Source organism: Enterobacter cloacae complex sp. R_G8, from assembly GCF_024599795.1.
Lineage (GTDB): Bacteria > Pseudomonadota > Gammaproteobacteria > Enterobacterales > Enterobacteriaceae > Enterobacter > Enterobacter dissolvens.
Window position 1 is genome coordinate 2,502,354 of record NZ_CP102246.1, and the last position, 18,026, is coordinate 2,520,379.

18 protein-coding genes and 1 pseudogene are annotated in these 18,026 nt (G+C 52.1%); 9 read left to right on the forward strand and 10 right to left on the reverse strand.

The window, feature by feature from the left end:
* Positions 1-19: 19 nt before the first annotated feature.
* Positions 20-1,393 carry an ATP-dependent RNA helicase DbpA gene (gene dbpA, locus NQ842_RS11865; protein ID WP_083021393.1) on the forward strand — a complete coding sequence of 458 codons (1,374 nt, stop codon included), beginning with the start codon at positions 20-22 and terminating at the stop codon, positions 1,391-1,393.
* Positions 1,394-1,439: 46 nt separating this feature from the next.
* On the opposite strand, the gene ttcA is transcribed toward dbpA, so the two are convergent.
* From ttcA to NQ842_RS11880, 3 genes and pseudogenes are all read right to left on the reverse strand, one after another.
* Entirely contained in the window at positions 1,440-2,375 is a 936-nt protein-coding gene (gene ttcA, locus NQ842_RS11870) for a tRNA 2-thiocytidine(32) synthetase TtcA (RefSeq protein WP_013096454.1), read from the reverse strand.
* 49 nt (positions 2,376-2,424) lie between these two features.
* Positions 2,425-2,659 (reverse strand): annotated as a pseudogene (locus NQ842_RS11875) (site-specific integrase); the annotation flags it as partial.
* An 81-nt stretch (positions 2,660-2,740) separates the two neighbouring features.
* Complete coding sequence (locus NQ842_RS11880) at positions 2,741-2,959, reverse strand: YgdI/YgdR family lipoprotein (RefSeq protein WP_032618552.1); 219 nt, start codon at positions 2,957-2,959, stop codon at positions 2,741-2,743.
* 1,030 nt (positions 2,960-3,989) lie between these two features.
* Between NQ842_RS11880 and NQ842_RS11885 the strand changes: the two genes are divergently transcribed.
* From NQ842_RS11885 to NQ842_RS11905, 5 genes are all read left to right on the forward strand, one after another.
* A complete protein-coding gene (locus NQ842_RS11885; protein ID WP_014832096.1) occupies positions 3,990-4,331 on the forward strand; it encodes a DUF1294 domain-containing protein in 342 nt (113 codons plus the stop codon).
* A gap of 101 nt (positions 4,332-4,432) precedes the next feature.
* The gene (locus NQ842_RS11890; protein WP_050860548.1) at positions 4,433-4,882 is read left to right on the forward strand and encodes a hypothetical protein; all 450 of its coding nucleotides are present in this window, start codon (positions 4,433-4,435) and stop codon (positions 4,880-4,882) included.
* Between the two features lie 39 nt (positions 4,883-4,921).
* Positions 4,922-5,119, forward strand: a complete 198-nt coding sequence (locus NQ842_RS11895) for a hypothetical protein (protein WP_257255854.1) — start codon at positions 4,922-4,924, stop codon at positions 5,117-5,119.
* A 3-nt stretch (positions 5,120-5,122) separates the two neighbouring features.
* Positions 5,123-5,548, forward strand: coding sequence for a GFA family protein (locus tag NQ842_RS11900; protein ID WP_043951636.1), 426 nt, complete (start codon positions 5,123-5,125; stop codon positions 5,546-5,548).
* Positions 5,549-5,613: 65 nt separating this feature from the next.
* A complete protein-coding gene (locus NQ842_RS11905) occupies positions 5,614-5,691 on the forward strand; it encodes a hypothetical protein (RefSeq protein WP_223232805.1) in 78 nt (25 codons plus the stop codon).
* Between the two features lie 335 nt (positions 5,692-6,026).
* Here NQ842_RS11905 and ompC read toward each other — a convergent pair whose 3' ends face one another.
* From ompC to NQ842_RS11920, 3 genes are all read right to left on the reverse strand, one after another.
* Positions 6,027-7,136, reverse strand: coding sequence for a porin OmpC (gene ompC / locus NQ842_RS11910; RefSeq protein WP_013096462.1), 1,110 nt, complete (start codon positions 7,134-7,136; stop codon positions 6,027-6,029).
* 378 nt (positions 7,137-7,514) lie between these two features.
* Entirely contained in the window at positions 7,515-11,039 is a 3,525-nt protein-coding gene (nifJ, locus tag NQ842_RS11915; RefSeq protein ID WP_083021392.1) for a pyruvate:ferredoxin (flavodoxin) oxidoreductase, read from the reverse strand.
* A 183-nt stretch (positions 11,040-11,222) separates the two neighbouring features.
* The gene (locus NQ842_RS11920; RefSeq protein WP_257255855.1) at positions 11,223-11,861 is read right to left on the reverse strand and encodes a hypothetical protein; all 639 of its coding nucleotides are present in this window, start codon (positions 11,859-11,861) and stop codon (positions 11,223-11,225) included.
* Positions 11,862-12,313: 452 nt separating this feature from the next.
* Between NQ842_RS11920 and NQ842_RS11925 the strand changes: the two genes are divergently transcribed.
* A complete protein-coding gene (locus NQ842_RS11925) occupies positions 12,314-12,580 on the forward strand; it encodes a DUF333 domain-containing protein (RefSeq protein ID WP_014832089.1) in 267 nt (88 codons plus the stop codon).
* Here NQ842_RS11925 and hslJ read toward each other — a convergent pair whose 3' ends face one another.
* The 4 genes from hslJ to NQ842_RS11945 all read right to left on the reverse strand — a co-directional run bounded on the left by hslJ (position 12,581) and on the right by NQ842_RS11945 (position 15,684).
* Entirely contained in the window at positions 12,581-13,018 is a 438-nt protein-coding gene (gene hslJ, locus NQ842_RS11930; protein ID WP_046887807.1) for a heat shock protein HslJ, read from the reverse strand.
* Positions 13,019-13,145: 127 nt separating this feature from the next.
* A complete protein-coding gene (locus tag NQ842_RS11935; protein WP_013096467.1) occupies positions 13,146-13,274 on the reverse strand; it encodes a DUF2474 domain-containing protein in 129 nt (42 codons plus the stop codon).
* Positions 13,274-14,284, reverse strand: a complete 1,011-nt coding sequence (gene cydB / locus NQ842_RS11940) for a cytochrome d ubiquinol oxidase subunit II (RefSeq protein ID WP_257255856.1) — start codon at positions 14,282-14,284, stop codon at positions 13,274-13,276. The genes NQ842_RS11935 and cydB overlap by 1 nt, the downstream gene beginning before the upstream one ends.
* Positions 14,284-15,684 (reverse strand): cytochrome ubiquinol oxidase subunit I, encoded by a 1,401-nt coding sequence (locus NQ842_RS11945; RefSeq protein WP_014832086.1) that lies wholly within the window; start codon positions 15,682-15,684, stop codon positions 14,284-14,286. The genes cydB and NQ842_RS11945 overlap by 1 nt, the downstream gene beginning before the upstream one ends.
* A 393-nt stretch (positions 15,685-16,077) precedes the next feature.
* Here NQ842_RS11945 and NQ842_RS11950 point away from each other — a divergent pair, with 393 nt between their 5' ends.
* On the forward strand, positions 16,078-16,266 hold the full coding sequence (locus NQ842_RS11950) for a hypothetical protein (protein ID WP_046887809.1): 189 nt from the start codon (positions 16,078-16,080) through the stop codon (positions 16,264-16,266).
* Between the two features lie 82 nt (positions 16,267-16,348).
* Entirely contained in the window at positions 16,349-17,758 is a 1,410-nt protein-coding gene (locus tag NQ842_RS11955; RefSeq protein WP_125366574.1) for a PLP-dependent aminotransferase family protein, read from the forward strand.
* The last annotated feature ends 268 nt before the right edge of the window (positions 17,759-18,026 follow it).

Genomic DNA, 18,026 nt, shown 5'->3' on the forward strand with positions numbered 1-18,026 from the left:
ATGACCACGAGAGACTATTGTGACCGCTTTTTCTACCCTGAATGTTCTGCCTGCCGCCCAACTCGATAACCTCAACGAGTTGGGATACCTCACGATGACGCCTGTTCAGGCGGCCGCATTACCCGCCATTCTTGAGGGGCGCGATGTTCGCGTACAGGCAAAAACCGGCAGTGGGAAAACGGCAGCGTTCGGTCTTGGGCTGTTACAGCATATTGATGCCACTCTGTTCCAGACCCAGTCTCTGGTTCTGTGCCCGACCCGCGAACTGGCCGACCAGGTCGCGGGTGAGTTGCGTCGTCTGGCGCGCTTCCTGCCCAACACCAAGATCTTAACCCTCTGCGGCGGACAGCCGTTCGGGGCGCAGCGTGATTCGCTCCAGCATGCGCCTCATATTATTGTCGCGACACCTGGCCGTCTGCTGGATCATCTGCAAAAAGGCACCGTTTCACTGGATGCCCTGCAAACGCTGGTGATGGATGAAGCGGACCGTATGCTGGATATGGGCTTCAGCGACGCGATCGACGAGGTGATCCGCTTCGCACCGGAAGATCGTCAGACATTGTTATTTTCTGCGACCTGGCCTGAGGCCATCGCTGCGATCAGCGGTCGTGTACAAAAAAATCCGCTCACGATTGAAATCGACAGCGTGGATGCGCTGCCTGCCATCGAGCAGCAGTTCTTTGAAACCTCGCAGCAGGGCAAAATCCCGCTTCTGCAGAAATTGCTGAGCCAGCACCAGCCCGCCTCCTGCGTGGTGTTTTGTAACACCAAAAAAGATTGCCAGGCAGTGTGTGATGCCCTGAATGCCGCCGGGCAAAGCGCGCTGTCATTGCATGGCGATCTGGAACAGCGCGATCGTGACCAGACGCTGGTTCGCTTCGCCAACGGCAGCGCCCGTGTACTGGTCGCGACCGATGTCGCCGCACGTGGGCTGGACATTAAATCGCTGGAGCTGGTTGTTAACTACGAGCTGGCCTGGGATCCAGAAGTACACGTTCACCGCATTGGGCGTACTGCACGCGCGGGAAACAGCGGGCTTGCCATTAGCTTCTGCGCGCCGGAAGAGGCGCAGCGCGCCAATATCTTGTCTGAAATGCTGCAGATAAAGCTTAACTGGGTGAACACCCCGGGGAACGTTCGCGTTGTGCCACTCGAAGCCGAAATGGCGACGCTGTGTATTGATGGCGGCAAAAAAGCCAAGATGCGCCCGGGTGACGTGCTAGGCGCGCTGACAGGGGACATGGGGCTGGATGGCGCCGATATCGGCAAGATTACCGTTCATCCGGCACATGTCTATGTGGCAATCTGCCAGGCGGTTGCGCATAAGGCCTGGAAGCAGCTGCAAAACGGTAAAATTAAAGGCAAAACCTGCCGGGTCAGATTGCTGAAATAAGCGGCAGAAAAAACGCGTCTCAGACGGACTCTGAGACGCGACAGGATTATTTCACTTCAAGTACGTTCAGGCGCAGCTCGTCAAACTGATTATCATCCTCTTCCGGCTGCCAGCCCGCAGGCTGCATTGGGATCTCTTCCCGATCAAACGCCAAATCGCCGCCATTCACCACCTCTGAATCATGGTTGATGCCTTTGAAGTCGAACAGCTCAACATCCGCAAGGTGTGAAGGCACCACGTTCTGCATGGCGCTGAACATGGTTTCGATGCGTCCTGGATAACGTTTATCCCAGTCACGCAGCATGTCACCAATGACCTGGCGCTGCAGGTTTGGCTGAGAGCCACACAGGTTGCATGGAATAATCGGGAAAGCTTTCGCCTGGGAGAAGCGTTCAATGTCCTTCTCGCGGCAATAGGCGAGAGGGCGGATGACAATGTGTTTGCCGTCATCGCTCATCAGCTTAGGCGGCATGCCTTTCATCTTCCCGCCGTAGAACATGTTCAGGAACAGCGTTTGCAGGATATCGTCGCGGTGATGACCGAGCGCAATTTTTGTCGCACCCAGCTCTGTCGCAGTACGGTACAGAATGCCACGGCGCAGACGAGAGCAGAGAGAGCAGGTGGTTTTGCCCTCCGGGATCTTCTCTTTTACGATACCGTAGGTATTTTCTTCGACGATTTTGTACTCAACGCCCAGTTTATCGAGATATTCCGGCAGAATATGCTCAGGGAAACCCGGCTGTTTCTGGTCAAGGTTTACGGCTACCAGGGAGAATTTCACCGGCGCGCTCTGTTGAAGATTACGCAGGATCTCCAGCATGGTGTAGCTGTCTTTCCCCCCTGACAGGCAAACCATGATCCGGTCGCCTTCTTCAATCATATTGAAGTCTGCAATGGCTTCGCCCACATTACGGCGCAGCCGCTTCTGCAGCTTGTTCAGGTTGTACTGTTCTTTCTTTGTATTTGATTGATTGTCTTGCATTTATTGCTACCTTCGGAGCCAGCAGGGGCAAAAGTTTCCAGCGTGCCGGCTAATCGTTAAGCATCAGCACCTGTTCGCCATTCATTTTCCACGCATTCTATGCCGCAACTGTCTGGCTATGAAAGATGGGTTAACGCCGGCAGTCAATGCCAGCGGGCAAAAGTATGTCGCGTATGGTACGGATTCCGGCGGCGAATACCAGCACGTTTTACAGCGATGAAGGATCTTGTGCCGACTTGCGGTAAAGCGTAATCGGCTTTCTGTTCGCCATCAGCGAGACGTGGTCGACATAAGGCGGGTAAGGGCAGGCAAGCTCCGCTCAGTACAATGGCGGAGCCTGTAAAACGGAAGGAGAGATCAGGCGGTTACTTCTCTACAATCTCTTTCACATCCGATTGATGAATCTGATGAATGCTGCCATCTGCATCTTTGTATGAAATTAAACCGGTGTCTTTATCTCGCTCTGGTTTTCCATGTGTGGTCATCATATGTCCATCTTTGGTCGATATGACATAATCACTTGAGCACCCTGTTATTGCTAACGCGACACCTAATGCCAAAAATGCAAAAATACCACCCTTCATATTAACCTCTAATTAACTTTATAGTTACAATCGTTTTAATACAACATTATTTAACAACAGTGAATTGCAACGCTTCATCAACGAAAGGGTATTTCCATTTTATGCATAAAAGAGGCAATAAACGGCCACAGTGTATCCGTATATGTGGCGTTTAATCTTGTGCTTCTATTTGAAACCCGTCTGTTTTATAGATGTAATACTTTATGGCTATTTCACGTTGCTCTTCATTCGCATTAGTATTGATTTAACGTGTATCGCTGCTTATTATCTTGCGTTTCAGCGTATGGGAATTTGAAGCTCGCATGCGACTTTACTGACGTGCTGGCGGCCCGGATTAGACAATCACTGGCGAACGGTTCCCTTAAGATGATATCCCACAGGAAGGGTTGAAAGTGTTTAAGTTAAGTTCTTTTGGTTTTATGATTTTATTGTGCTCAGGGTGTAGTTCTGATGTGGTTATCACTCCGCCGGAAAAACCGGTCTATAAGCCAATGCCTGATATAACGCAATCTGTAACACCGTCTCAGCAACGGGCGATCATGGCTGGTGAACGTCCCGACTGGACAGACAGAGCACCGGTCACCACGACCAGGCGTTATTAATTCCTGCCCATGTGATGCTGACATGGAATTTTAGCGTGGCCTGCACGAATGGCCACTTTAATTGCGCTGTGTTGAGCGTTTATTCATCTTCATACTATTAAGCTGTTTTCCCCGAACAAAGCAGGAGGGAAACGGTGATCGCTATTTTAAAAGCATGTCTTTTAGTTGGGTGCTTCCTGGCAGGTTGTGTCTTGTATCTTCATCTTTTTACGTCAATGAAAGAAGTATGTATTAAAGATACGGCAGGAGAAGTGTTTCACGTGCGCAAGGTTGAAAATGCTGCAGATTGTCAGACTTTTAACTGGAGCACGTATATACAGTGTGGCTATTTCTAATTGTACATAGTAAAAACAATCTACACCTGATTCATGCGAAAGATAACGTATAATGCCTTCTCGAAATACGTTTATGATCCTGAGGCAGGCGCTATGACATTGAATCAATTTTGTTTTTTTATACTGATCTGTGCTGCGTTCTGCAGTCTGTTGTCCGCCTGGCCCGTAGCCATATGGTTCCTGCTCATCAACGTGCTGACAATGGTTATTTACGGCGCCGATAAAATGGCAGCACGAAAAGGAATGCGCAGGATACCGGAAGTGACCTTACTGGTCTTCGGCATTGTGGGCGGATGGCCTGGCGCCATTATGGGCCAACAGATTTTTCGCCATAAAACGCAAAAGCAGCCGTTCAAAACCTGGTTTTTACTGACTGTCGTCGTGAGCATCGTAGCCACGGTAGCGCTGTATCATTTTGGTTTTATTGTTCGCTAGTGAGCATCATCACTGCCAATAGTAGTAGGCCAAATCCTGGTGGGTTGCTGTTTTTTGTCCGTTCTGAATAATACGTGCAACAACAAGGACGACAGCATCTCATGAAAATAAAATTCATTACGCTGGCAGCGCTGATGTTTTATTCATCGCCTGGCTGGTCGACGTTTCAGGAACGGGAATATAATACCTGGTATATAAAAAATGCCGTTCTTTATGACATGACGCAGACGTCGGAAGGTTTTCCGGTAATGGTGAGCGTATCTCAGCCCGGGAAAAAATCCGCTAATCTGGTGGTTTCCTATATCACAGAAGGGCAATGCGGAGAAAATACGCTGCCGCTTAATGTGAATGGTAAAGTGCTGCCCGCCAGATATTACTGTGTTCAGGTTGGGTCGAACAGAATTGAACATTTTTCAGTGGTCGATGCAAACAGCGTCAATGCCCTGGTGACGCATCTGAATTCAGATTTCACCCTTCTGCTGCAAAACGATATCAAGATTTGGGCCGCAAATATCAAATCGCCGAAATACGGTCTGACACCGCGTTTTTAAAATCCTGCTACGCTTGTTTGTGGTATCAGGAGCATGAACATGAAGAACAAAGATGAACAAACCGGGTTAGTTGGGCTGGCGATTGGTGCCGCCGTTATTGGGCTGGTTTCAGCGCAGATACCGATCGATCGCAACAGTATTGTCGATGAACTGCTGAGGCTCGGCAGGCAAAAGGGTGACGGCGTGGAGGATGAGGTGTTCGTCAAGGCCGCTGAGCTGGTGAAAAAAGGGGTTTAAAAGATGGCTGATATTCGTCATGCACGGTGCCATTGTGGCGCAGTGGCATTCACCGTTACGTTGACCGATGGGTTAAATACCGCCCGGCGCTGCAGCTGTTCTTTTTGTCGGATGAGAGGGGCGGTTGTGGTCTCTGCGCCGTTAACCGGTATTACCGTCACCAAAGGCGAGGATAAGCTTACGGAGTACCGCTTTAACACCGGTACGGCCCGGCATTTCTTCTGTTCGGTCTGCGGGATTTATACCTTCCATCAGCGGCGTTCCAATCCCAATGAATATGGCGTGAATGTTGCCTGTTTTGAAAATGTCTCCCCGTTCGATTTTCCCGAGGTGACGGTGATGGATGGGGTCAATCATCCTGCAGATGGTGACAGCGGCGTCTTTGGCTATCTCTCTTTTCGCAAACGCACGTCAACGGAAGCGTCCTAGCCGCCTGGCCACTTTGTGATAACGCTGGCTATAGTGGGAAGTGGGTATCGTAAAGAGGAGACATTATGCTTAGTGTTGAAAAAGACGACCCGCGTGAGGCGCCTGAATCTGGGGATAAAAAGCCTCAGCCCGTGAAAAAATAATGTTCACGAAGGGTACTATGGCCACCGGCACTGCTGGTGGCTTTTTGTTTCAGAAGCTCACTCTTAATGCCTGTCGAGGTGATTTAGCAACGTGCCGAGATGCCCAACAATATCGCGGAAATCGAAAATTAACGCCATCCACAAACATGCTAAAAGCGCCAGTAGGGCAAGGGATACACGACCAAACAACACAGTTATCCTTAATGAGGAGAGGGATATCTGCGCAGTCTAACCCGCATTCTTTCAACTTACCCTCAACAATCTCGCGATAGCGTGCTGTTGTGCGACTAACATCAAAAAAAAATGAGCCCGCATGATGCTACGGGCTCAGACCATCAGAACTGGTAAACCAGGCCTAATGCGACGACATCATCGGTACCAATACCGTTGTTTTTGTAGAAGCTGTCATCTTCATCCAGCAGGTTGATTTTATAATCCACATAGGTGGACATATTTTTGTTGAAGTAATAGGTGGCGCCAACGTCAGCATATTTAACCAGATCCTGATCGCCCTGACCGTTACCCAGGTCTTTACCTTTCGACTGCAGGTAGGAAATTGCCGGACGCAGACCAAAATCGAACTGGTATTGTGCGGTAACTTCAAAGTTCTGGGTTTTATTCGCCACGGCGCTTTCATTGTCGCCGTAAGGGGTCATATTGCGGGTTTCAGAATACATGGCCGCCAGATAGATATTGTTGGCGTCATATTTCAGACCCGCGGTCCAGGCATCTGCTTTATCCCCGCCCGCCGTGGTATTTCTCACCTGATCGTTGGTACGGTCGGAAGAGGTATAGGCCGCCCCCGCTGAAATTCCCATACCGAAATCATAGGTGGTAGAAATACCGAAGCCGTCACCGTTCTCATGACGCGTGTCGCGACCATTATTGGTCCCTTCCTGGTTATTGCTGGCATCTTCGTTATTACCCTGATACTGCAGAGCAAAGTTCAGGCCCGGCACCAGACCATAGAAATCGGTGTTGCGGTAGGTTGCTACGCCATTGGCACGGCCGGTCATAAAGTTATCGGCATAGGTGTAAGAGTCGCCGCCGAACTCCGGCAGCATATCGGTCCATCCTTCCACGTCGTACAGGACACCATAGTTACGGCCGTAGTCAAAGGAACCGTAGTCACCGACTTTTACACCGGCAAAGGCCAGACGTGTCCAGGACTGGTTATCAGACCCTTCAGTGTTATTTGCCTGAATGTTGTATTCCCACTGTGCGTAGCCGGTCATCATATCGTTGATCTGGGTTTCGCCCTTGAAACCGAGACGCATATAGGTTTGATCGCCGTCTTTAGACGTGTCATCAGAGAAGTAGTGCAAACCATCTACTTTTCCGTACAGATCTAATTTATTGCCATCCTTATTATAAATCTCTGCTGCATGCGCAGCGCCAGCCATTAACAGAGCCGGAATCATCAGGGCCAGTACTTTTCTTTGCATTATGATATTCCTTTGCGGTTGTTTTTATTTAATTACCTGTTGAACTTTCCGTTGCGGAAAGTTGTCACATGCTAGATCACTCCACGGAAAGAGTAATAAATTATAATTGTTACTAAGTGAGTAAAATCTAAAGGAGATCGTTCCGTGGAAATGTTAATTTGTCTGGTGAATGCTTTAACGAAAAATATAATAAATTAAAATTATTAATCACGCTGTAAATCAGGTAATGTCTGCGTCGTTATATGCCTTTAAGATTATTATCCATAATTCTCGTGAATGTCATTTATTCATTTAAAGGGATTATCTGGACTGGCCCGGTGTTAAAATGCCGGGCTTTTTTTATGGCAAAAAAATGCCCGGACAAGCCGGGCAAGGGAATTATTCGCGGGCGGTTTTTTCCGCTTTCCCGGCCATTTGCGCCAGGAAGTCATACCGTTTTTGCAGATCGGCGGCCGCATCCTTCCACAGTTGCTCAGCCACCTCTGGCTGTTGCGCATTGAGGCGACGGAAGCGCTGCTCCTGCAGCAGTGTCTCCGCCAGGGCATCTGACGGTGGCCGTGAATCGAGCGCCAGCGGCAGTTTACCTTCCTCTGCCCGGCGCGGGTCAAAGCGATAAAGCGGCCAGAAGCCCGTCGCGGTCAACTGTCGCATCTGGTCGTGGCTGAGCGCCAGATCGTAACCATGCTCTTCGCAAGGGCTGTAGGCGATGATAAGCGATGGTCCCGGATAAGCTTCCGCCTCCTGAATCGCTTTCACCGTCTGGTTAAGTTGCGCGCCGAGTGAGATTTGCGCAACGTAGACGTGTCCATACATCATCATGCTGACACCAAGGTCTTTACGCGCCTTGCGTTTGCCGTGTTCACCAAATTTCGTTACGGCCCCGAGCGGCGTGGCTTTTGACGCCTGTCCGCCGGTATTGGAATAACACTGGGTATCCAGCACCAGGATGTTCACGTTCTCGGTCAGGCTCAACACATGATCCAGCCCGCCAAAGCCAATGTCGTATGCCCAGCCATCGCCGCCAATCAGCCAGATTGATTTCTCAACCAGCGCATCAGCGTCAGTCACCAGTTGCTCTGCACCGTCAACGCCCTGAAGGGCGTTGCGAAGCGCCGTAACCTGCTCGCGACGCACCTCTGGCGTGGCTTCAGCGTGCAGCGCAGTGTTCAGTTCGGCAGGGATATTATCGGCAAACTGGTCCAGCAGGCGCATCACGCGCGCGCGGTGCTGATCCACCGTTAAGCGGAAGCCAAGACCAAATTCGGCGTTATCCTCAAACAGCGAGTTTGCCCATGCCGGACCGCGGCCGTTGGCATCGGTGGTATAAGGTGTGGACGGCAGGTTACCGCCATAGATAGACGAACAGCCGGTCGCGTTGGCGATCAGCATCCGGTCACCGTACAGCTGCGTCAGCAGTTTAATGTACGGTGTTTCACCGCAGCCGGAGCAGGCGCCGGAGTATTCGAACAGCGGGGTGATGAGCTGTGAAGTACGGATATCAATACGTTCCAGCTTGCTACGGTCGATTTCCGGCAGGTTCAGGAAGAAGTCATAATTCACTTTCTCTTCTTCCACGTGTTCCAGGCGCGACATCATATTGATGGCTTTGATATCCGGATTCTGCCGGTCTTTGGCCGGGCAGACCTCGACGCAGAGATTACAGCCGGTGCAATCTTCCGGTGCGACCTGCAGAACGTATTTCTGTCCGCGCATATCGCGGGATTTCACATCCAGCGAGTGCAGGCTGGCCGGGGCCGATTCCATGGCGTCAGGGGAAACAACTTTGGCACGGATGGCTGAGTGTGGGCAGGCTGCAACACAGTGATTGCACTGGGTACACAGCTCTTCCTTCCAGATGGGGATCTCTTCGGCGATATTGCGTTTTTCCCAGCGGGTGGTGCCCATCGGCCAGGTGCCATCCGGCGGCAGGGCGGAGACGGGAAGGGCATCGCCCAGCCCCGCCAGCATGGCCGCCGTTACGGTTTTAACAAAATCTGGAGCCGCATCCGAAACCACCGGAGGACGGTTCGGGCTGCTGGCATTTACCGGCTGGAGTGGCACTTCAGACAGAGACTCGCGCGCCAGCGCCAGTGCCTGCCAGTTGCGTTCAACCAACTCCTGACCTTTGCTGCTGTAGCTTTTGGCGATCGCACCCTGCAGTTCCATGAAGGCGCTGTCGCCCGGCAGAATATTAGTCAGGTGGAAGAACGCCATCTGCATGACGGTGTTAATGCGCGCGGCAAGACCACATTCGCGGGCAATCTTCGCCGCGTTAATGACAAAAAGCCGCGCTTTTTTCTGATTAAGCACCGCCTGCACTTCCTGCGGCAGGCGCGCCCAGACCTCATCCGCACTGTACGGTGTGTTGAGCAGGAAAATACCGCCGGGTTTGAGACGTTCGGCCATCTGGTATTTATCGATAAACTGCAGCTGGTGACAGCCGACAAAATCAGCCTGTGAAATAAGATACGCGGAGCGGATAGGGTGTTCGCTGACGCGCAGATGGGACACGGTCAGTCCGCCGGCTTTCTTGGAGTCATAGACGAAGTAGCCCTGCGCATACCACGGTGTGGAGTTCCCGATGATTTTGATGTTGTTCTTGGTTGCCGAAACGCTGCCGTCACTGCCCAGACCGTAGAACAGCGCTTCGAGTTTCGCGCCGGAGGGCAGGGTGTTTTCCGGCAAGGCCAGTGAGAGATTGGTGACATCATCATAAATACCGACCGTAAAGCGAGGCTTCGGTTTGGTTTCACTCAGCTCATTGAACACTGCCAGCACGCAATCCGGACCGAACTCTTTGGACGACAAACCATAACGTCCGCCAATAACACGCGGCAGCGTTTCGCGTTCGCCGTTATTGAAGGCTTCCGCCAGCGCGGTCATGACGTCCAGATACAGCGGTTCTGCGTGTGCGCCTGGCTCTTTGGTACGATCGAGTACGGCTACGCTACGTGCGCTCTCCGGCAGCGCAGAGAGCAGATGTTGCGCAGAGAACGGGCGGTAGAGGCGAACTTTCAACACCCCAACTTTCTCGCCGCGCGTCAGCAGTTCATCCACGACTTCTTCACAGGTGCCAATGGCTGAACCCATCAGCACAATCACGCGTTCCGCCTGTGGATGGCCGTAGTATTCAAATGGTTTATATTTACGCCCGGTAGCGGCGGCGAAATCGTTCATCGCCTGTTCCACATGGTCGTACACTGCGTTGTACCACGGGTTCGTCGCTTCGCGGGACTGGAAGTAAGTATCCGGGTTTGCCGATGTCCCGCGGATCACCGGATGTTCCGGGTTGAGTGCGCGGGCACGATGGGCATCGATGTCCGCCTGCGGCAGAAGCGAGAGAAGGGTGTCGTCTGCCAGCGGCACGATTTTGTTGATTTCGTGAGAGGTGCGGAAACCGTCGAAGAAGTGAATAAACGGCACGCGGCTTTTCAGCGTCGCGATATGGGAAATTAACGCGAAATCCTGGGCCTCCTGAACACTGCTGGCGCACAGCATGGCGCAGCCGGTCTGACGCACGGCCATCACGTCGGAGTGATCGCCAAAAATGGAGAGCGCGTGGGTAGCAACGGTACGTGCCGCAACGTGCAGGACAAACGGCGTAAGTTGACCGGCCAGTTTGTACAGCGTCGGGATCATCAGCAGCAATCCCTGCGAGGAGGTGAACGACGTGGAGAGCGCTCCCGTCTGCAGCGCACCATGCACCGCGGCAATCGCACCCGCTTCGGACTGCATTTCGACGACTCTCGGGACATCGCCCCAGACATTTTTTAACCCGTTTCCTGCCCAGGCATCTGCCTGTTCGGCCATCGTAGAGCTCGGCGTAATCGGGTAGATGGCGATAACTTCGCTGGTGCGAAACGCGACTGACGCGACTGCACCATTACCGTCAATAGTTTGCATAGGACAACACCCTTACATTGCGCAAAAAAAGAGGGGTCCGTAAACCTGGTCAGACCCTGAATATTATTCCCTTATTTTAGCAAAGGTCGGATTTTGCGATTTTCGCATTTGTGTCCTCGGTATTCTCACCATCAATGAGTAGATCAAACTTTTGGCGAAAAACCCTTCTAAATCTTAAATAATTCAGTTCCAGTATTCATAAGTCGCTGTCATGGCTGCTTTATGTTTGTACTCGAAAGCCTTGCCTTTGTCGTTATCTGGTGAGGAGATAGTGATGTCGATATCCGCCTGGATACATTCCCCGTTAGTGTCCCATTCCTTACAGGTATTCACCGTTTTTTCGATAGTGTAATAGGTCTCGGTGTTCGTCCAGGTCAGCTGGCGACCTGCATCATCGTAAACATACTCATCCACGACGTTAGGTGTGTACCTTTTTGTCAGGCGATGATGCGTGTCGTACTCGTACTCCGTGCGGTAATTCTCAATCGCCAGGTTACTTTTGTTTTCTGAACGGGTAAGAGCCCCTGTTGTATTGAGGGTATACAGAATGGTGCCCATGCTGGTTCGATCTTTCTCCCCCGGCGTTGTGGCAGTAATGATGCCGCGGTTAACTGCTTTACTGATAATCCCTTTTTTGTTTAGCAAATACATACCTTCAACATTATGACGGAATAACAGTGTCGATTTTTGGTTGCGCTTGTCCGTTCCGATGCCTTTGCCATCGACAAGGATGCGCCAGCCGTAATCCGCTTTACTGGGTTTTATCGCACTGGTAATCACAAGAACAGATTGAGGATAGGTTGCTGTTTTTACCTCCAGCATGCTGCCGCCAAGAAGTTCGCCACAGCGGTTGTAACTCGCATTTATTGTTGTACGGATGTAACCGTCCGGACTCTCAATCCTGGTCTCAATCGTTTTAGGTATTGCTCCATTAATTTGCTGTTGCAGTAGGATGAAATTATTGGTTTTATTTGTGTTTACGCTTTCGGGTGAGCACTGCTCAGCCCGGGCATGAAAAGAACACAGCGCGAGTACGGCTACGCAAAACGACTTATTGTAAATCGGCTTTGATTATTATCCTTATGAACCAGCCTGTTAACGCAATCCCAAAGAGCAAAGCAGTAATATACTGCCAACAGCTTCAGGTTCAACAATATCCAAAAAAATTGCGAGAAATTGTTTCAGCAGCGCATAAATACGCACTTCCGCTCTCGACGACACGGGATGTGATGCCTATTATGCATAGGTTTCGCATTATTAATGGGGGAGAGAGCATGCGTTCAGCGTTTTGGGTAGGGTGTGCCGCGTTATTGTTATCGGCCTGTAGCAACGAACCTGTCCAGCAGGCAACGGCAGCACACGTGACGCCGGGAATGAAAGCCGCGATGTCCAGTTCAGGACAAGCTAACTGTGCGATGATTGGTGGCTCACTGTCGGTTGCCCGCCAGCTCGATGGCTCTGCGATTGGGATGTGCGCCTTGCCAAATGGCAAACGCTGCAGTGAACAGTCGCTTGCCGTAGGATCCTGCGGTAACTACTGATTATTCAGCACGTTTAAACATCAGCGTTTTGTCGGCTGTCGCCAGCGTTAACTGGTCTTCAGTCAGGTCGACCTGCGCCCCTTTGCGCAGCATGTCGCCGATGGCCTGATCCAGTTCGTTCAACTGCGGCTCGGTACAGAGTTTGCGCGTCATGGCCAGCCCTTTAACCTTAAGTTCCCCTTCGGACAATTTTCCCTGTCCGTTGAAGCGATTACACATCACGCCGGAAATGCTGATGTTATTAACCAGGCTGATATCAGGCAGCGCGCTAAACGCGATCTCAGGTTGCGTTGCTGTGGCCTTCACGGCTTTCCCGTCCACATTTTCCAGCACAAAGCGGTGGTTCTTAAGCTGCTCCGGCTGAACGGACGCTTTACCCGGATTAACGCAGCCGGTGAGGACAAGACTGATAACGCTTAACGCAATGAGCTTTTTCATTTTTCTTCTCGAACTATAAATACCGTGAATCATTTACCAGTGTAACGATACGCTGGCATGCGTTAATGGGGTTTATCTGAAAGTGCGGGAAGGAGACCGGGCAACACAGTGGTTGCCCGGGATAAGATCAGTGAGATTTAAAACCGGCGGCCGTCATCAGCATGCGGAAGAACATACTGACAGCCGCCAGCGCCAGTACGCTGCCGCCCCAGATAATGGCCAGCCACAGCAATCGTTTCCAGACAGGCTGTTGCATCAGTGATAACCCTCCCCATGCTGTACTTTTCCGCGAAATACGTAGTAACTCCAGAAGGTGTAGACCAGAATAACGGGAATGATCAACAACGCACCTACCAGCATAAAGCCCTGACTTTGTGTCGGCGCGGCCGCCTGCCACAGGGTGACAGACGGTGGAATAATATGCGGCCAGATGCTAATCCCAAGCCCGCTAAAGCCGAGAAAAATAAGCCCCAGCGTCAGGATAAACGGCCGGTTATGGCTTTGCGGATTATTCAGACAGCGCCACTGATAAAGGCTCAGCAGAACGACCAGAGCCGGGACAGGCAACAGGTAAAACAGATTTGGCAGCGAAAACCAGCGCGCGGCGATAGCCGGTTGAGCCAGTGGCGTCCAGAGACTGATTGCCGCGATAAACGCCAGCAGCACGATTAACAACGTTTTTGAAACCTCGCGCATCCGCTGTTGCAGGGCATTTTCACTTTTCATCACCAGCCAGGTGGCGCCCAGCAGCGCATAGGCCACGACCAGACCCGCGCCGCAGAACAGGTTAAACGCGGTAAACCAGTCAAAGGGACCGCCGGTATAGGCTCGCCCGGTAACGGTAAAACCGTTTATGACGGCACCTACCGTCACGCCCTGGGTAAACGTCGCCATAATCGAACCGCCAATAAAGGCCTTATCCCAGAACGGACGGTGCGCTGGCGTTGCTTTGAAACGAAACTCAAACGCCACGCCACGGAAAATAAGACCGATCAGCATTAATGTCAGCGGAATGGTGAGGGCATCGATAATCACCGCATAGGCCAGCGGAAAGGCACCGAAGAGGGCCGCGCCACCCAGCACCAGCCAGGTTTCATTCCCGTCCCAGACCGGCGCGACGCTGTTGACCATCACATCGCGATCGTCCAGGTTTTGTGTTGCCGGGAATAGAATACCGATCCCCAGATCAAAACCGTCCATCACGATATACATCAGCGTCGCGAAGACGATGATGACAAACCAGATAATGGAAAGATCGATACCCATTATGGTTGCTCCTTATTGACTGTGGTAACTGCCGACAGCGGGCGTGCCGGACGTCCATCGGCCTCGGTGGCGAACGATTCGTGAGGCTGAGGCCCTTTTTTAATCAGGCGCACCATATAGCTGTAACCGACGCCGAAGACGGAGGTGTAAACGACGAAGAAAGCCAGCAAACTGACGCTCATATGCAGATCGCCATGAGCGGAAACCGCATCCCGGGTGCGTTGAAGCCCATAGACCACCCACGGCTGGCGGCCCACTTCGGTGGTTACCCACCCGGCCAGAATGGCGATCAGCCCTGAAGGCCCCATCAGCAGGGCGAACCACAGGAAGGGGCGCGAGGCGTAAACACGCTTTTTATAGCGCAACCAGAGCGCCACCACGCCAAGCAGCAGCATCAGCATGCCTAAGCCCGCCATAATGCGGAATGACCAGAAGACAATGGTGGAATTTGGACGATCTTCCTTCGGGAACTCCTTGAGTGCAGGAACCTGTTTTTCCAGACTGTGCGTCAGGATAAGGCTGCCGAGAGCGGGGATCTCCAGCCCAAAGCGGGTACGCTCCTGTTCCATATCCGGCCAGCCAAACAGCAGCAGTGGGGTAGGTTCCCCCGGTGGGTTCTCCCAGTGTCCCTCAATAGCGGCGATTTTGGCAGGCTGATGCTTTAACGTATTCAGCCCGTGCATATCACCGACCATTGCCTGGATGGGCGCCACAATCAGGGTCATCCACAGCGCCATGGAGAACATGGCGCGAATCGCGGGCGTATTGTTCCCGCGCAGCAGATGCCATGCCGCTGACGCGCCAACAAACAGGGCGCTACTGAGGAAGGCGGCTATCGACATATGCAGCAGCCGGTAAGGGAAGGAGGGGTTAAAGACCACGGCAAACCAGTCTACCGGGACGACCTGCCCGTTGACGATCTCGTAGCCCTGTGGGGTCTGCATCCAGCTGTTGGAAGAGAGGATCCAGAAGGTGGATATAATCGTCCCCAGCGCCACCATACAGGTGGCGAAGAAGTGCAGACCAGGCCCAACTTTATTCCAGCCGAACAGCATCACGCCGAGGAATCCGGCTTCGAGGAAGAAGGCGGTCAGCACTTCATAGGTCAGAAGCGGGCCGGTAATGCTGCCCGCAAACTGCGAAAACCCGCTCCAGTTGGTACCAAACTGATACGCCATCACCAGCCCGGAGACCACGCCCATGCCAAAGTTAACGGCAAAAATCTTGGACCAGAAGTGGTACAGCGAGCGCCAGACCGGATTTTTTGTTTTCAGCCACAGCCCTTCAAGCACAGCAAGATAGCTTGCCAGGCCGATAGTGATTGCCGGGAAAATAATGTGGAAGGATACGGTAAAAGCAAACTGTATCCGTGCAAGATGAAAAGCATCTAAACCAAACATGCACAGCCTCAATGTCAAACGGTGTGCTGTTATGGTACAGAGGCGCAATTCAGTCTATCAGACGCAGAAAAGCGAAATTTAACCATAACAGTTGGCTAAAAACGCACGCTTTAGCCATCTGATATACCTCGTCTTTCAGGCATAAGAATATTCTTTTTATGAATTTTACGCATTAAACCGCTTGCTTTGTCGTCAGCACCGTGCGTTAATGGTCTTCTGGTTTTGAGTCCAAATAAATATCTGACGTAGTTTTATAAAGCAGTTCTCATCACGTTGTGCCTCTCCGCAGCCTCTCTTGGGTCTTTATCTACTTTCCGATTAGTTTTGTTTCAAACCATTATCGCCTGATCGGCTCATGAGTAATTTACGTTTTTACGTTTACAGGAGAATCCTATGACTTCTTATATCCATTTTCGCTGCCCATGCTGTCATGGCTCGCAGTACCGTACTTCAGCCTTTGATGTGTCTGAGAAAAATCCTTTCGGCGCAAAATGCATCTTTTGCAAATCGCCAATGATTACGCTCGACCATCTGGCCGCGGCTCGTTTCGCACAAAATCATGTGACCGAGTACCGTAAGTAATTAATTCCGCAAACCATAACAGTTAGCAAAATCTTCTCTTTTTCTCCTGCTGATATACACTGTCGGCAATAAGGAGAATCTGATGAAAAAATACCAGCGTCTGGCGCAACAAATTATCTCGCAGATTGAGCTTGGCGTATGGTTGCCGGGCGATAAGCTGCCTTCTCTGCGAGAGCAGGTGGCGAGCAGCGGCATGAGTTTTATGACCGTGGGCCACGCGTATCAGATGCTGGAAAGCCAGGGGCGCATTGTCGCCAGACCGCAGTCGGGCTATTACGTTGCCTCGCGCCCGACCGCACAGCAGCCAGCGCCGCCTGCACAGGTCATGCGCGACGAAGCGGTGGACATCAACACCTATATCTTCGACGTTCTGCAGGCCAGCCGCGATCCGTCGGTTGTTCCTTTCGCTTCCGCCTTTCCCGACCCGCGTCTTTTCCCGCTTCAGCAACTCAACCGCTCGCTGGCGAACGTCAGCAAAACCGCGACGGCGATGAGCGTGATTGAGAACCTGCCGCCGGGTAACGTCGATTTGCGCCACGCCATTGCCCGCCGCTATGCACAGCAGGGGATGAACATCTCACCGGAGGAGATCGTGATCACCGCAGGCGCGCTCGAAGCGTTGAATCTGAGTCTGCAGGCAGTAACCGAGCCGGGGGACTGGGTGATCGTTGAAAACCCCTGTTTCTACGGCGCGTTGCAGGCGCTGGAACGCCTGAAACTGAAGGCCCTGTCGATTGCGACGGACGTGCGCGAGGGAATCGATCTTAATGCGCTTGAACAGGCGCTGAATGACTACCCGGTCAAGGCCTGCTGGATAATGACCAACAGTCAAAATCCGCTTGGCTTTACGCTCAGTGCGGAAAAAAAAGCGCAGCTCGTCGCGCTGTTGACGAAGCACAACGTCACGCTGATTGAAGATGATGTCTACAGCGAGCTCTATTTTGGGCGTGAAAAGCCGCTCCCGGCGAAAGCATGGGATCGTCAGGACATGACACTGCACTGCTCCTCGTTTTCGAAATGTCTGGTGGCCGGTTTTCGCATCGGCTGGGTAGCGGCGGGTAAACATGCGCGACGCATTCAACAGTTACAGCTGATGAGCACACTCTCAACCAGCTCCCCCATGCAGCTGGCGCTGGTAGATTACCTGGCGACCAAACGCTACGACGCCCATCTGCGCCGCCTGCGACGCACGCTGGCCGAGCGTAAACAGCAGGCGTGGCAGTCACTTTTGCGCCATATGCCGCCGGGCGTCAAAATCCATCATAACGACAGCGGCTACTTTTTGTGGCTGGAACTTCCGGCACAGCTGGATGCAGGACTGTTAAGCGAACAGGCGTTACGCCATCACATCAGTATTGCCCCAGGCAAGATGTTTTCCACCTCGGATGTCTGGACACCTTTTTTCCGTTTTAATACCTCCTGGGCATGGGGAGAGCGGGAAGAGCAGGCCGTTATTCAGTTAGGGAAATTAATCAGCAGCATGTTGAAATAACGATTCCGGCCTCTCGCTAAATAATCATTGCTTATCTTTTTGCCGCCGCGGCGACCATTTTGCCGCGTCGCATCATACGAAATCTGCATACCACCTCTCACGCCTAACCCCTTGTCTATAATCCAGTTAACGGGGAATGCGCCCTCGGTCACACCTTGATGAAATTTCCTTAAGCCGCACGGTGCGGGGCATTTGCGCGGTCTACGTTTAATGAGGGAGATATTTTTACGGCACGGCTGCCGCTAAATTTTCATTGCGACTGGAGTAA

Bases quoted from the DNA above. Each gene is read 5' to 3' on its own strand.
- ttcA (WP_013096454.1), bottom strand. From the start codon at position 2,375: ATGCAAGACAATCAATCAAATACAAAGAAAGAACAGTACAACCTGAAC.
- NQ842_RS11880 (WP_032618552.1), bottom strand. From the start codon at position 2,959: ATGAAGGGTGGTATTTTTGCATTTTTGGCATTAGGTGTCGCGTTAGCA.
- NQ842_RS11885 (WP_014832096.1), top strand. From the start codon at position 3,990: ATGACATTGAATCAATTTTGTTTTTTTATACTGATCTGTGCTGCGTTC.
- NQ842_RS11890 (WP_050860548.1), top strand. From the start codon at position 4,433: ATGAAAATAAAATTCATTACGCTGGCAGCGCTGATGTTTTATTCATCG.
- NQ842_RS11895 (WP_257255854.1), top strand. From the start codon at position 4,922: ATGAAGAACAAAGATGAACAAACCGGGTTAGTTGGGCTGGCGATTGGT.
- NQ842_RS11900 (WP_043951636.1), top strand. From the start codon at position 5,123: ATGGCTGATATTCGTCATGCACGGTGCCATTGTGGCGCAGTGGCATTC.
- NQ842_RS11905 (WP_223232805.1), top strand. From the start codon at position 5,614: ATGCTTAGTGTTGAAAAAGACGACCCGCGTGAGGCGCCTGAATCTGGG.
- ompC (WP_013096462.1), bottom strand. From the start codon at position 7,136: ATGCAAAGAAAAGTACTGGCCCTGATGATTCCGGCTCTGTTAATGGCT.
- nifJ (WP_083021392.1), bottom strand. From the start codon at position 11,039: ATGCAAACTATTGACGGTAATGGTGCAGTCGCGTCAGTCGCGTTTCGC.
- NQ842_RS11920 (WP_257255855.1), bottom strand. From the start codon at position 11,861: ATGCTGGAGGTAAAAACAGCAACCTATCCTCAATCTGTTCTTGTGATT.
- NQ842_RS11925 (WP_014832089.1), top strand. From the start codon at position 12,314: ATGCGTTCAGCGTTTTGGGTAGGGTGTGCCGCGTTATTGTTATCGGCC.
- hslJ (WP_046887807.1), bottom strand. From the start codon at position 13,018: ATGAAAAAGCTCATTGCGTTAAGCGTTATCAGTCTTGTCCTCACCGGC.
- NQ842_RS11935 (WP_013096467.1), bottom strand. From the start codon at position 13,274: ATGCAACAGCCTGTCTGGAAACGATTGCTGTGGCTGGCCATTATCTGG.
- cydB (WP_257255856.1), bottom strand. From the start codon at position 14,284: ATGGGTATCGATCTTTCCATTATCTGGTTTGTCATCATCGTCTTCGCG.
- NQ842_RS11945 (WP_014832086.1), bottom strand. From the start codon at position 15,684: ATGTTTGGTTTAGATGCTTTTCATCTTGCACGGATACAGTTTGCTTTT.
- NQ842_RS11950 (WP_046887809.1), top strand. From the start codon at position 16,078: ATGACTTCTTATATCCATTTTCGCTGCCCATGCTGTCATGGCTCGCAG.
- NQ842_RS11955 (WP_125366574.1), top strand. From the start codon at position 16,349: ATGAAAAAATACCAGCGTCTGGCGCAACAAATTATCTCGCAGATTGAG.